We start from the raw sequence: 12,872 nt of genomic DNA, 5'->3' as shown, positions 1-12,872 counted from the left end.
GCAACCTTTTCCGCAAGACGCTGCCTGTGTGAATTTGCTGTGCGATGCTGCACCACATGACTCGCAGTGTTCACCGCGTCACTGCTGCTCTGCGGCGGGACCTTCGTCGATGACCCACAAGGATCGCGCCCAAAGCGATTCCACCCACAAGGATTCCGGCCAGAACGATTCCATCCAGAAGGCGTCCATCACCGTCGCGTCGGCGACGGCGATCGGCGTGGGCGGGATGATGGGTGCGGGTCTCTACACGCTGGTCGGACTAGCTGCGACCACAGCGGGCGTGTGGATTCCGGTGGCATTCCTCGTCGGTGGTCTGGTCTCGCTGTTCAGCGTGTACTCGTACGCCAAGCTCGGCACTCGGTTTCCGAGTCGCGGAGGCGCGGCGCAGTTCCTGATCCGCTGTTTCGGCGACGGTGTCATCGCGGGCGGGCTCAACATCTTTCAGTTCCTCGGCTGGATCATCGCGATGGCGCTGTATGCCTCCGGATTCGCAGGCTACGCACGACATCTGCTGCCCTTCGATACCCCGGACTGGTCGGGGAAGGTCATCGGCGTCGCGCTGGTCATCGTCTTGATCGGGGTGAATGCGGTCGGGTCGAAACTCGTCGGCAGATCCGAGATGTTCGTCGTGGCGATCGAGGTGGCCATCCTCGTCGCGTTTGTGATCGCGGCGTCGTTCAAGTCGGACCCATCGAACTTCCAACAGAGCGGTGGAGAAGGTGTGATCGGCATCTTCTTCGCAGCAGGCCTGCTCTACGTCACCTACGAGGGGTTCGGCGTCGTGACGAACTCCGCAGGCGACATGAAGAACCCCGCCAAAGAACTCCCGCGCGCCATGTACCAGGCGCTGTTCATCGTGATCGTCGTCTACGTGGTGATCAGCTCGCTGATCGTCATGGTGATGACGCTCCCCGATATCGAGGCAAACCAGGGTCACGTGCTTTCCGACGCCGGGCGCGTGGTGCTCGGACAGGTCGGATTCATCGTGATCGGTGCCGCAGCGCTGCTCGCCACCGCATCCGGCGTCAATGCCACGTTGTTCGGACGCCAACCTGGCCTTCACCGTCGCCAAGTCCGGTGAGATGCCTGCCGACTTCGCGCGTGGGGTGTGGCGGAGCGGGACGTGGGGACTCCTGCTGGCCGGTGCACTCACCTGTGCGTTCGTCGTCTTCTTTCCGCTGTCGTCGGTGGGACAGATGGCGAGTCTCGCCTTCTTGATCGTCTACGGGGCGGTCAGCGTCGGCCACCTGCGGGTCCGTCACCAAACGGGCGCAAAGGCCTGGCTGTTGATCGCGGCGGTCACGCTCAACCTCGCGCTGTTCTGCCTCCTCCTCGGATACGCGATCCACACCGGACCCGCGAGTACGTGGATCACTCTGATCGTCGTACTGATTGCGAGCTTCGTCGCGGAGATCGTCTATCGAAGGGTGACGCACAGGAGCCTGCGGCTGGAGGCGGCGCCGGCGTCCGGTGACGCCGGCGCAGCGACCGCGAGCTGAACCGCTCGGGCAGAGGGGTGGCAAGCCGGTCCGGCGCATTTCGATACGATCGAGTGACCGCGTGAGCGCGGTTCACGACTCGAGCCGGTTTGGCAATGCCCGCGAGGCATCGAGCGCGGAATTCGAATCACACTGATCCAAACTCGGCAGGGGCCGGGCAGGGGCGAGGAGACAGGCATGGACAGCTTCCTCGCGTGGTGGGATTCGGTGGAGGAATGGCTCACCGGATTGTCGTTCGTCCCGCAGCTCCTGGTCACTCTCGTGGTGGTGATCCCAGTCGCAATCGGCATCGCACTCATCCTGAACGTGCTGGTCGAAGCCGTGATGAACGTGTTCGATCGTCGACGGTTCGCCGACGACGACGGAAAGGGGCTCTGACCGCGATGATGAAGTCACGAGTGACCTGGGCGCTGCTTGCGCTCGTCGTTCTCGTCGTCCTCGCCTGGCTCCTCACGCGCTGATCGGCTCGGACCGACACCGGGGCGTCCGTTCTCATGTTGGGGTAGGCGCTCGGCGTTGCTAGCGTGATCCTGCTCCGGCCGCGACGTCCCGCGAAGCCGGGAATCATCGTGGAGGATCCGTGAGTCCAAGTCAGGCCCGCAGATGGCGCCTACCAGTAGTGACGTGCTTATTGACGCTAACTGTTGCACTGGTCGCCGGGTGTGGGGGCGGCTCGACGGACACGCCCAACGGTGTCGACATCTCGAGCGGCAGTCGCCACCTCGATCTCGTCGCCTACGCGACTCCGAAGCCCGGATTCGACAAGATCATCCCCGCCTTCCGCGCAACCCCCGAGGGCAACGGCATCGGCTTCTCGGCGTCGTACGGGGCGTCGGGCGACCAGTCGCGCAAGGTCGCTCGCCACGTGCCGGCCGACGTCGTCAACTTCTCCGTCGAGCCCGACGTGACGCGTCTGGTCAAGGCTGGCCTCGTCGACGAGGACTGGAAGAAGGCCGAACCGAACAACAGCGTCCCGTTCGGCTCGGTCGTCGCCCTCGTGGTGCGCAAGGGCAATCCCAAGAACATTCACGACTGGGACGACCTACTCAAGCCGGGCGTGCAGGTGATCACCCCCGACCCGGGCAGCTCGGGTTCCGCCAAATGGAACCTCCTCGCGCCGTATGCGGCCAAGAGCGAGGGTGGCAAGAACCCGCAGGCCGGACTCGACTACGTGAGCGACCTCGTGCACAACCACGTGAAGGTGCGTCCGAAGTCGGGGCGTGAGGCGACCACCACGTTCCAGCAGGGTCAGGGCGATGTCCTGATCAGCTACGAGAACGAAGCGATCATGTTGCAGCGCAAGAACGCCGGAGCGGTGGAGAGTTCGCAGGTCGAGTACCTGATTCCGCCGCAGACGTTCAAGATCGAGAATCCTGTCGCAGTGGTCAATACGTCGAAGGACCTGCCGGCGGCCAAGGCTTTCGTCGACTTCCTGTTCACCGATGAGGCACAACACATCTGGGCCAAGCAGGGGTTCCGGCCGGTGGTGCCTTCGGTGATCGCCGAGACGAAATCCCTTTTCCCCGGCGACATCACGAAACTATGGACAATCGACGAACTCGGTAAGACCCTGGGTAAAGGCACCGCGGCCAAGAACAAGGGCAAAGACCTGAAGGGGTGGAAAGCCGTGGACAACGCACTCTTCGGTACCAAGGGCTCGATCACCAAGATCTACAACGAAGGCAGTAAGCAATGACCGCCGCAGGAGAGGTGGCGAGCGCTACCGACAATGCGTCGGCCCAGCACGCACCGTCGTCGAGTTCGCAGCCGCCGAAGGGATTCCTCGGTCGCTCGCGGACCTTCGCGGGTGTGAGCCCCGCGGCAATCGGTACGGCGTGGCTCTGGCTGAGCATCATCGTCCTGCTGCCGCTGGCCGCGATCACCGTTCAGTCGTTCGACAACGGCTGGAGTGGCTTCTGGGATGCTGTCACCGACGAGAATGCTCTCGACGCCATCGGGATCACCGTGCTCGTGTCGATCGTCGCCGCACTCATCAACGTCGTCTTCGGCACGATCATCGCGTGGGTGTTGGTGCGAGATGACTTCCGCGGCAAGGGCTTTGTGAACGCGATCATCGATCTTCCGTTCGCGCTGCCGACCATCGTCGCCAGCCTCGTGCTGCTCTCGCTGTACGGGCCGAACAGTCCCATCGACATCCATCTCGCGGCCACGAAGCCCGCGTTGATCATTGCCCTGACGTTCGTCACGCTGCCGTTCGTTGTCCGTCAGGTGCAGCCGGTGTTGATCGAACTCGACACCGACGTCGAGGAGGCCGCGGCGGTTCTCGGGGCCAGGAACGGCACCATCTTCCGCAAGATCGTGCTGCCGTCGCTCCTGCCCGCAATCCTCACCGGCGCGGGTCTCGCGTTCACCCGCGCGATCGGTGAGTTCGGTTCCGTGGTCCTCATCGGCGGCAATATCCCGGGCAAGACCCAGGTCGCCTCGCAGTACATCCAGCAACAGATCGAGATCGACGAGCCGGTCAATGCCGCAGCCATCTCGGTCGTACTCCTGCTGATCGCCTTCGTCGCACTTCTCGTGCTGCGTATCGTCGGTCGGCGCCAGACCAAGCGTGAGGAACTGGACCGATGAAACTGTCGGCGTCGACCCGATACGGGCTCCGCACCATCGCGCTCGTGTATTTGTTCGTCCTACTGATCGTGCCCGTGGCACTGATCTTCTGGCGGTCCTTCGAACACGGCCTCGGCCAGTTCTGGGAGTGGATCACTACACCGGCCGCGATCTCGGCGCTGCAGCTGAGCCTGCTGATCGTGGTCATCGTGGTGCCGCTGAACGTCATCTTCGGCATCATCATCGCGCTGGCGCTCGCCCGAGGCAGATTCCCCGGAAAGGGTGTTCTGCAGGCCGTCGTCGACCTCCCGTTCGCGGTGTCGCCCGTGGTCGCCGGTGTCGCGCTGATCCTGCTGTGGGGATACGGGGGATGGTTCGGCGGCGTCGAGAGCCTCGGCTTCCGCGTCATCTTCGGCTTCCCGGGCCTTGTGCTGGCGACGCTCTTCGTCACACTGCCCTTCGTGGCGCGTGAGGTGGAGCCGGTCCTCCGCGAGATAGGTACCGAGCAGGAACAGGCAGCTGCGACCCTCGGCGCCAGTGGGTGGCAGACCTTCTGGCGGATCACGCTTCCCGCGATCCGCTGGGGCCTGACCTACGGCATCGTGCTGACCGTCGCACGCGCGCTCGGCGAGTACGGCGCCGTGACGATGGTGTCATCGAATTACCCCGGCATCTCGCAGACGCTGACACTGCTGGTGCACTCCCGCTACACCGACGACTACAACGAGTACGGCGCCTACGCCGCCGCGACGCTCCTCATGCTCGTCGCGGTCCTCGTCCTGGTCGCCATGTCGTTCGTCGATCGACGTGCACGCAACCGGTACGCGGAGGCGAGTACGGCCACCGGCGACGACGCCGCCGAGCCCGACGACATCCATCTGACCCCGCCGTATGCGCCCGAGAACATCGATTCGCAGCAGGTACTTCACGAGAAAGAAAGAGTCTGACATGTCCATCTCGGTGGTTGGTGCCAACAAGCGATACGGCGACTTCGCCGCACTCGACGATGTCTCGATCGAGATCCCAGCGGGTTCGCTCACCTCGCTGCTCGGTCCGTCCGGCAGCGGTAAGTCGACGCTGCTGCGTGCGATCGCAGGTCTCGACGACCTCGATTCGGGGACCATCGTCATCAACGGTGACGATGTCTCCGGTGCGTCGCCGCAGAAGCGCGACATCGGCTTCGTGTTCCAGCACTACGCGGCGTTCAAGCACCTGACGGTGCGCGACAACATCGCGTTCGGACTCAAGATCCGTAAGCGTGCCAAGAAGGACATCGACGCCAAGGTCGACGAACTGCTCGACATCGTCGGACTCACGGTCTTCCAGAAGCGTTTTCCCGCTCAGTTGTCCGGCGGACAGCGTCAGCGCATGGCGCTCGCGCGTGCGCTGGCAGTCGATCCCAAGGTGCTGCTGCTCGACGAGCCGTTCGGCGCGCTCGACGCCAAGGTGCGTGAGGATCTGCGAAAGTGGTTGCGCCGCTTGCACGAGGACATGCAGGTGACGACGGTTCTCGTCACGCACGACCAGCAGGAGGCGCTCGACGTGAGCGACCGGATCGCGGTGCTCAACAAGGGCAAGATCGAGCAGATCGGCGCACCCGATGATCTCTACGACCGTCCGATCAACCCGTTCGTTGCGTCGTTCCTCGGCTCCACTGTGCGACTCAACGGAGAACTGGTGCGCCCGCACGACATTCGCATCGGGCGTAACCCTGAACTCGCGCTGCCCGCGGCCGACGCCTCGCTGGACACCGGCGTCATCAAGGCGACGGTCCAGCGCGTGGTGAACCTCGGATTCGAGACCAGGGTGGAGTTGGTCGCCGCGGCGACCGGCGACGAGTTCCAGGCGCAGATCACCCGCGGCGACGCCAACGCGCTGCACCTGCAGCAGGGAGAGACCATCTACGCCCGCGCGACGAAGGTGCCTGCGCTCAGCGAGGTGTAAGAGTGTGAGGACGCGGCGGCCGGGATGCGACATCCCGGCCGCCGCACTCGCACATGATGGGATTCGCGGCCCAGCAGGCGGCGACTCAGCTGCGGCAGAGTCCATGTCGACCGCCGCGTCGGCGCATGCCCGGCGATAGCTGTCGACGACCGCGTCGACAAGCACCGGGTGCGTTCCGATCGGACCGGCGACGACGGCGTCGGAGACCAGCCGATCGAGCGCGGTCTCCACGCGTTCGGTGAGCAGCCCCGCCGACAAGAAGTACGGACTGAGCGCGATGCGCTCCGCTCCGGCAGTGCGGAGTCGTCGAATCGCGTTGCGCAGCATGATGTCGCCGGCGCCCAGCTTCGTCGCGAACACCACGTCGACCGGACGGTGCAGGCGTGTCGACAACTCGATGGCGCGGCGTCGAACCACATGCGCGGCGGTGGGATTCGTCGAACCGACCGCAGTCACGACGATGCCGTCGCCGGGTTGCGCGCCCGCCTCGTCGAGTCGATCCGCGAGTGCATCGGTCAGTCGGTACGACCCGACGACCTGTGTGGTCGTCACGCGTGCCCGACGATGCTCGGCCACCAGGGCAGGGAGGTCGACTTCACTGTGGTAGCCGGGCGCGAGAAGTAGCGGCACGACGACGCACTCGCCCCGCAGTGCCGCGAGTTGTGCTGCGACAGAAGGGGCGTCGAGGTCGAGGAAGCCGAGCCGGACGTCGACGCACGGTAGTCTGCGTGCCACGACTGACCGCACGCGCCGTGCGGTGTCGCCGAAGCGCGGATCGCGGCTACCGTGCGCGACGAGGAGCAGTGTCGGTGTCACACCAACTCTTTGAGGTGCAGCGTCGACAGTGCGTCGCCCACCAGGCCTGCCGCCAGAGTGTTGCCGCCCTGCGGATCGATCAGCAGGAAGCTGCCCGACTCGCGGCTCACCTGGTAGTCGTCTGCCGGGATCGGCTCCGCGGTCTGCACCGTGATGCGGCCGATCTGGTTGAGCTCGACGGTGTCCGGGGCGTCGACGAGTGTGAGGTTCTGCTCGTCGAACAGGGCGTCGAGTCCACCGACGATGGCCTGGGTGGTCTTGGTGCCGTGCTTGAGGAGCAGCCGCGCGCCTGGGCGCAGCGGCTTCTCGGCGAGCCAGCACACCGTCGCGGTGAACTGGTTGATGGGCTCGGGGGCGTCGGCAGCGGCGGCGATGAGGTCGCCGCGCGAGATGTCGACGTCGTCTGCGAGCAGCAGGGTGACGCTGCGGCCGGTGTGTGCCGTCGCCAATTGACCGTCGGCCGTGTCGATCTGGGTGACGGTGGTACGCACGCCGGACGGCAGAACGGTGACCTCGTCGCCGACGGAGACACGACCGGCAGCGATCTGTCCGGCGTATCCGCGGTAGTCGGGGTACTCGGGGGTGCGCGGTCGGATGACGTACTGCACGGGGAAGCGGAGTCCGACCTCGTCGTGGCGTTCGACGGCGTTCGGCACGGTCTCGAGATGCTCGATCAGCGTGGGGCCGTCGTAGAACGGCGTGTTCTCCGAACGGATGGCGACGTTGTCGCCGTGTAATGCGGACACGGGAATCGAGGTCACCTGCTCGGGCGACCAGCCGAGCGTGCGAGTCAGCTCACCGAACTCGGCGGAGATCTCGGCGAACACCGACGCGGCGTCGTCGACAAGGTCGATCTTGTTGACCGCCAACACGAGCTGCGGCACACCGAGCAACGCCATGACCGCGGCGTGGCGGCGCGTCTGGGAGACGACCCCGTTGCGGGCGTCGACGAGCAGCATGACCAGCTGTGCTGTGGACGCGCCGGACACCGTGTTGCGGGTGTACTGGACGTGGCCGGGGGTATCGGCCAACACGAAAGACCGTGCGGGAGTGGCGAAGTAGCGGTATGCGACGTCGATGGTGATGCCCTGCTCGCGCTCGGCGCGCAGACCGTCGACGAGCAGCGAGAGGTCGGGTCCTTCGAGACCGCGGTCGACCGATGCCTTGGTCACGGCGTCGATCTGGTCTGCCAACACCGATTTGGTGTCGTAGAGGAGTCGGCCGACGAGCGTGGACTTGCCGTCGTCGACGCTGCCCGCGGTCGCGATGCGGAGCAGGTCGGGGACGTGCTGGGTGGTCGATGCCATCAGAAATATCCTTCGCGCTTGCGGTCTTCCATGGCGGCTTCGGAGACGCGATCGTCGCCACGGGTTGCGCCGCGTTCGGTCAGTCGGGACGCGGCGACCTCTGCGAGGACCGCGTCGTTGGTTGCGGCATCGGAGAGCACCGCGCCGGTCGTCGAGCCGTCGCCGACGGTGCGGTAACGCACCGAGAGTCGTTGCACCTCTTCGCCTTCGCGTGGACCGCCCCACGAACCGGATGTCATCCACATTCCGTCGCGGTTGAACACGTCGCGCTCGTGCGCGTAGTAGATCGGTGGGAGCAGGACCTGCTCACGCGTGATGTAGCGCCACACGTCGAGCTCGGTCCAGTTGGAGAGCGGGAAGACGCGCACGTGCTCGCCCGGAGCGTGCCGACCGTTGTAGAGATTCCACAGCTCGGGGCGCTGACGCTTGGGGTCCCACTGGCCGAATGCGTTGCGCAGGGAGAAGATTCGCTCCTTGGCGCGCGAACGCTCCTCATCGCGTCGGCCACCGCCGAACACTGCGTCGAAACGGTTCTCTGTGATGGCGTCGAGAAGCGGGATGGTCTGCAATGGGTTACGCACACCGTCGGGTCGCTCGGTGAGCCTGCCGTCGGCGAGGTAGTCCTCGACCTTGGCGACGTGCAGTCGCAGATTGTGCCGCTCGACGACCTGGTCGCGGAACTCGAGAACCTCGGGGAGGTTGTGGCCGGTGTCGACGTGGAGCAACGAAAACGGAAGTGGCGCAGGCCAGAAGGCCTTGAGTGCCACGTGCAGCAGCACCGTCGAGTCCTTGCCGCCGGAGAACAGGATCACCGGGCGCTCGAACTCGCCTGCCACCTCGCGGAAGATGTGGATGGCCTCGGATTCGAGGGCATCGAGGGTGGTGAAATCGTCCGGTTCGGTCACGGCACGTCCTGCGCTCGCTGAGGGTTCGGTGATGGTCATGCGTGGAGCCCACATTCTGTCTTGGCGCGACCGGCCCAGCGGCCACTGCGCGGATCGGATCCGGGTTCGGGTTTCGCGGTGCACGGTGCACAGCCGATCGACGGATAGCCTTCGTCGACAAGGGGATTGACGAGGACGCCGTTGGCGTCGATGTAGTCCTGCATCTGCTCGTCCGACCACGCGGCGATCGGGTTGATCTTGACGAGACCGAATCCCTCGTCGAACGAGATGAGCGGAGCGTTGGCGCGTGTCGGCGCCTCGACGCGTCGGATGCCCGTCACCCACGCGTCGTAGTTGCCCAAGCCTGCCTTCAGCGGAACCACCTTGCGCAGCCGGCAGCACTCGCCGGGATTGCGGGCGAACAGGTTGCGGCCCAGCAGTTCATCCTGCTCGGCGACGCTGTGCTGCGGTGTCAGGTTGATCATGTCGACGCCGTAGACCTGCTCGACGGCGTCGCGGGTACCGATCGTCTCGGCGAAGTGGTAGCCGGTGTCGAGGAACAGCACCTTCACCGGGTCGCCGTCGAGCAGGGCGCGGTCGACGTGCTTGACGGCGAGATCGACCAGCGCGGCATCCTGCATGTTCGACGCGACGACGAAGTTGTCGCCGAACGTCTCTGCCGTCCAGCGCAGCAACTCCTCGGGAGTCGCGCTGTCGCCGAGTTCGGCTGCGCCGCGCGCAGCGATCTCACGCAACTCGTCCTCGCTGAACCGCCGTCCGGTCCTGCTCTGGGTGCTCGTCGTCATCGCAATGCCTCCTCGTCGGCCCGCACTGCCCACTGTGCGAACCGCTCTCCTTCTTCGCGTTGGTCGACGAAGTTACGGACCACGCGTTCGATGTAGTCGCCGAGCTCGGTGGATGTCACCTTGTGCTGGCGCAGTTTTCGGCCGAAGCCCGCATCCTGGCCGAGGCTGCCGCCCAGGTGTACCTGGAAGCCCTCGGTCTGTCCGCCGTCGGCGTCCTCGACGAGCTGGCCCTTGAATCCGATGTCGGCGATCTGTGAACGCGCGCACGAGTTGGGGCAACCGTTGATGTTCACGGTGATGGGGACGTCGAGCTCGGAGTTGATGTCTGCCAGGCGTTCCTCGAGTTCGGGAACGAGGACCTGCGAGCGCTTGCGCGTCTCGGTGAACGAGAGCTTGCAGAACTCGATTCCACTGCACGCCATCAGGTTTCGACGCCAGTTCGACGCACGGGCGACGAGTCCGAGCTTGGCCAGATCGGCGATGAGCTCCTCGACCTTGTCGTCGGCGACGTCGAGCACGACGAGCTTCTGGTACGGCGTGAATCGGATGCGGTCGGAGCCGACGCGCTCGGCGGCGTCGGCGACAGCGGTGAGCTTGGTGCCGGTCACGCGCCCGGCGATGGCGGCGAATCCGACTGCGTTGAGGCCGTTCTTGAGCTTCTGCACGCCGACGTGGTCACGCGGCTGCGTGAGCGGGGTGGGGGCGGGGCCGTCGATCAGCTTGCGGTGCAGGTACTCGTCCTCGAGCACCTGGCGGAACTTCTCGATGCCCCAGTCCTTGATGAGGAACTTCAGCCTGGCCTTGGCGCGCAGACGGCGGTAGCCGTAGTCGCGGAAGATCGACACGACGCCTTCCCAGACGTCGGGAACCTCGTCGAGCGGAATCCAGGCGCCGACGCGCTGGGCCAGCATCGGGTTCGTCGACAGTCCGCCGCCGACCCAGAGGTCGAGGCCGGGGCCGTGCTCGGGATGCTCGACACCGATGAAGGCGATGTCGTTGGTCTCGTGACTGACGTCCTGCAGACCCGAGATGGCGGTCTTGAACTTGCGGGGGAGGTTCGAGTACTGCGGGTCGCCGATGTAGCGGCGCACGATCTCGTCGATCGCGGGGGTGGGGTCGAGGACCTCATCGATGGCCTCGCCTGCCAGCGGGGAGCCGAGGATGATGCGTGGGCAGTCGCCGCACGCCTCGGTGGTCTTGAGGCCGACGCCCTCGATGCGCTCCCAGATCGTCGGGACGTCTTCGATGCGAATCCAGTGGTACTGGACATTCTCACGGTCGGACAGATCGGCGGTGTCGCGGGCGAACTCGGTGGAGATCTGGCCCAGCGTGCGGAGCTGTTCGACGTTGAGCGCGCCTGCGTCGCACCGGATGCGCATCATGAAGTGGCTGTCTTCGAGGATGTCGATGTTCTCGTCGCCGGTCCAGGTGCCGTCGTAGCCCTGCGCGCGCTGCGTGTAGAGGCCCCACCAGCGCATCCGGCCGCGCAGATCCTGCTTGTCGATCGAGTCGAAACCCTGCTTGGAGTAGATGTTCTCGATGCGGGCGCGCACGTTGAGCGGGTTGTCGTCCTTCTTGACCTGCTCGTTGGGGTTCAGCGGCTCGCGATACCCGAGCTTCCACTGGCCCTCCGCGCGACGCTTGGTCGGGCGGGGCTTACGGGCGGGACGGTCGCCGTTCTGCGCACGGGGGGTGCGGGCAGGACGTTCGCGGGTCGTGCGGCGATCGCCGTTCTGACCCGACGCGCCGTCACCGGGCTGCTCGTTCGAGCCTGCACCACTGTTCGGCGTGATGTCTGTCGTGGACGTCATGAAGTCTCCTGATGCCGGGCGCACGGGCACCGGCTTTCGCGCGGTCTGGGCTGTGACTGGGCGGTTCCGTGTGGGCGCAACGGTGGTGTTCCGTCGGGCGACACCGTCGGTGTTCCACCGGGTATCTGCCGGCATTCCCGCAGCGTGCGGGGAACTCTCGGGGCCGGTCGTCGTCTAAGGACGACAGCTAGCGCTACAGACGCGCTTGAAATCGACGTGGCGTCGTGCTGCGAGCCACACCCCGGGGAAATTCACGCCATCCATGGTGCCACGGGAGGGTACCCATCGTCTACTTGCACTTATTTTGCGTCATGCTGAGGCAAAGTCGGTCGACGACCTGCCCCGCACAGAAGTCGACGTGAGGCGACGCGCATCATGGACGGGTGGATGTCGAGACGATTGTCGAGCAGCGGGGCGATGCGCCCGCTCGCGTGATCGAGCCGATCGTCGATGCGTGTTCCCGGGTCGATCCGGATACCGGATTCGGTCTGTACCTGCATGTGCCGTTCTGCGCCACGCGCTGCGGGTATTGCGATTTCAACACCTACACGGCGGGGGAGCTCGGGTCGTCGTCGTCGCCGGAGTCGTGGCTCGCAGCTGTCGGCCGCGAACTCGACACAGCGGCAGCCCTGCTGAGTCCCCGACGCCCCGTCTCGACGATCTTCGTCGGCGGCGGGACGCCGTCGCTTCTGGGCGCCGACGGCCTGCGTCGACTGCTCGACGCGGTGCGCGAGCGATTCGACCTCGCCGCCGACGCCGAGATCACGACGGAATCCAACCCGGAGTCGACGTCGCCTGCGTTCTTCGACGGCCTCCTCGAGGCGGGATTCACCCGCATCTCGCTCGGCATGCAGTCGGCCGCTCCACACGTGCTGGCGACACTCGATCGCACCCACACGCCGGGGCGGGCGGTCGCTGCCGCGCGTGAGGCGTCGGCTGCGGGGTTCGAACACCTCAACCTCGACCTCATCTACGGCACACCCGGTGAGACGGACGCGGATCTGCATCGCAGCGTCGACGCAGTCCTCGACACCCCGGTCGACCACGTCTCGGCCTACGCACTGATCGTCGAGGACGGCACCGCGCTCGCACGTCGAATCCGACGCGGCGAACTGCCCGCGCCTGACGACGACGTGCTCGCCGACCGGTACGTGCTGCTCGATCAGCGCCTGCACGACGCCGGTTTCGACTGGTACGAGGTCTCCAACTGGTCGCGGACACCGGCGAGCGAGTG

12 protein-coding genes and 1 pseudogene are annotated in these 12,872 nt (G+C 65.6%); 8 read left to right on the top strand and 5 right to left on the bottom strand.

Annotation, left to right across the window (positions count from 1 at the left end; genetic code table 11):
- Positions 1-109: 109 nt before the first annotated feature.
- The 7 genes from GOSPT_RS08370 (at position 110) to GOSPT_RS08340 (ending at position 6,014) form a co-directional block, all read left to right on the top strand.
- Positions 110-1,081 carry an APC family permease gene (locus GOSPT_RS08370; protein ID WP_005205111.1) on the top strand — a complete coding sequence of 324 codons (972 nt, stop codon included), beginning with the start codon at positions 110-112 and terminating at the stop codon, positions 1,079-1,081.
- The gene (locus tag GOSPT_RS08365) at positions 1,029-1,499 is read left to right on the top strand and encodes an APC family permease (RefSeq protein ID WP_005205110.1); all 471 of its coding nucleotides are present in this window, start codon (positions 1,029-1,031) and stop codon (positions 1,497-1,499) included. Before GOSPT_RS08370 ends, GOSPT_RS08365 begins: the two co-directional genes overlap by 53 nt.
- Positions 1,500-1,676: 177 nt before the next feature.
- Complete coding sequence (locus tag GOSPT_RS08360) at positions 1,677-1,877, top strand: hypothetical protein (protein ID WP_005205102.1); 201 nt, start codon at positions 1,677-1,679, stop codon at positions 1,875-1,877.
- A gap of 253 nt (positions 1,878-2,130) precedes the next feature.
- Positions 2,131-3,195, top strand: coding sequence for a sulfate ABC transporter substrate-binding protein (locus GOSPT_RS08355; protein ID WP_005205100.1), 1,065 nt, complete (start codon positions 2,131-2,133; stop codon positions 3,193-3,195).
- Positions 3,192-4,091, top strand: coding sequence for a sulfate ABC transporter permease subunit CysT (gene cysT / locus GOSPT_RS08350; protein ID WP_005205098.1), 900 nt, complete (start codon positions 3,192-3,194; stop codon positions 4,089-4,091). Before GOSPT_RS08355 ends, cysT begins: the two co-directional genes overlap by 4 nt.
- The gene (cysW, locus tag GOSPT_RS08345; RefSeq protein ID WP_005205096.1) at positions 4,088-5,017 is read left to right on the top strand and encodes a sulfate ABC transporter permease subunit CysW; all 930 of its coding nucleotides are present in this window, start codon (positions 4,088-4,090) and stop codon (positions 5,015-5,017) included. The genes cysT and cysW overlap by 4 nt, the downstream gene beginning before the upstream one ends.
- A gap of 1 nt (position 5,018) precedes the next feature.
- Positions 5,019-6,014 (top strand): sulfate/molybdate ABC transporter ATP-binding protein, encoded by a 996-nt coding sequence (locus GOSPT_RS08340; protein WP_005205094.1) that lies wholly within the window; start codon positions 5,019-5,021, stop codon positions 6,012-6,014.
- A 120-nt stretch (positions 6,015-6,134) separates the two neighbouring features.
- Here the strand turns inward: GOSPT_RS08340 and GOSPT_RS23110 are convergent.
- From GOSPT_RS23110 to GOSPT_RS08315, 5 genes and pseudogenes are all read right to left on the bottom strand, one after another.
- Positions 6,135-6,830, bottom strand: a pseudogene (locus GOSPT_RS23110) (sirohydrochlorin chelatase); the annotation flags it as partial.
- Positions 6,827-8,137, bottom strand: a complete 1,311-nt coding sequence (locus GOSPT_RS08330) for a sulfate adenylyltransferase subunit 1 (RefSeq protein ID WP_005205090.1) — start codon at positions 8,135-8,137, stop codon at positions 6,827-6,829. The pseudogene GOSPT_RS23110 and the gene GOSPT_RS08330, both read right to left, overlap by 4 nt.
- Positions 8,137-9,081 (bottom strand): sulfate adenylyltransferase subunit CysD, encoded by a 945-nt coding sequence (gene cysD, locus GOSPT_RS08325; RefSeq protein ID WP_005205087.1) that lies wholly within the window; start codon positions 9,079-9,081, stop codon positions 8,137-8,139. The genes GOSPT_RS08330 and cysD overlap by 1 nt, the downstream gene beginning before the upstream one ends.
- Positions 9,078-9,827, bottom strand: a complete 750-nt coding sequence (locus tag GOSPT_RS08320; RefSeq protein WP_005205085.1) for a phosphoadenylyl-sulfate reductase — start codon at positions 9,825-9,827, stop codon at positions 9,078-9,080. The genes cysD and GOSPT_RS08320 overlap by 4 nt, the downstream gene beginning before the upstream one ends.
- Entirely contained in the window at positions 9,824-11,638 is a 1,815-nt protein-coding gene (locus GOSPT_RS08315; protein WP_005205083.1) for a nitrite/sulfite reductase, read from the bottom strand. Before GOSPT_RS08315 ends, GOSPT_RS08320 begins: the two co-directional genes overlap by 4 nt.
- A gap of 398 nt (positions 11,639-12,036) precedes the next feature.
- Here GOSPT_RS08315 and GOSPT_RS08310 point away from each other — a divergent pair.
- Positions 12,037-12,872, top strand: an 836-nt coding sequence (locus GOSPT_RS08310; protein WP_051993791.1) for a coproporphyrinogen-III oxidase family protein, incomplete at its 3' end; no start/stop codon positions are given.

It is taken from the genome of Gordonia sputi NBRC 100414 (assembly GCF_000248055.1).
In the GTDB taxonomy this organism is placed as follows: Bacteria; Actinomycetota; Actinomycetes; order Mycobacteriales; family Mycobacteriaceae; genus Gordonia; species Gordonia sputi.
The sequence above is the reverse complement of the archived record's forward strand: the minus strand, read 5'-3'. Positions and strand labels throughout refer to the sequence as shown.

Bases quoted from the DNA above. Each gene is read 5' to 3' on its own strand.
- GOSPT_RS08370 (WP_005205111.1), top strand. From the start codon at position 110: ATGACCCACAAGGATCGCGCCCAAAGCGATTCCACCCACAAGGATTCC.
- GOSPT_RS08365 (WP_005205110.1), top strand. From the start codon at position 1,029: ATGCCACGTTGTTCGGACGCCAACCTGGCCTTCACCGTCGCCAAGTCC.
- GOSPT_RS08360 (WP_005205102.1), top strand. From the start codon at position 1,677: ATGGACAGCTTCCTCGCGTGGTGGGATTCGGTGGAGGAATGGCTCACC.
- cysT (WP_005205098.1), top strand. From the start codon at position 3,192: ATGACCGCCGCAGGAGAGGTGGCGAGCGCTACCGACAATGCGTCGGCC.
- cysW (WP_005205096.1), top strand. From the start codon at position 4,088: ATGAAACTGTCGGCGTCGACCCGATACGGGCTCCGCACCATCGCGCTC.
- GOSPT_RS08340 (WP_005205094.1), top strand. From the start codon at position 5,019: ATGTCCATCTCGGTGGTTGGTGCCAACAAGCGATACGGCGACTTCGCC.
- GOSPT_RS08330 (WP_005205090.1), bottom strand. From the start codon at position 8,137: ATGGCATCGACCACCCAGCACGTCCCCGACCTGCTCCGCATCGCGACC.
- cysD (WP_005205087.1), bottom strand. From the start codon at position 9,081: ATGACCATCACCGAACCCTCAGCGAGCGCAGGACGTGCCGTGACCGAA.
- GOSPT_RS08320 (WP_005205085.1), bottom strand. From the start codon at position 9,827: ATGACGACGAGCACCCAGAGCAGGACCGGACGGCGGTTCAGCGAGGAC.
- GOSPT_RS08315 (WP_005205083.1), bottom strand. From the start codon at position 11,638: ATGACGTCCACGACAGACATCACGCCGAACAGTGGTGCAGGCTCGAAC.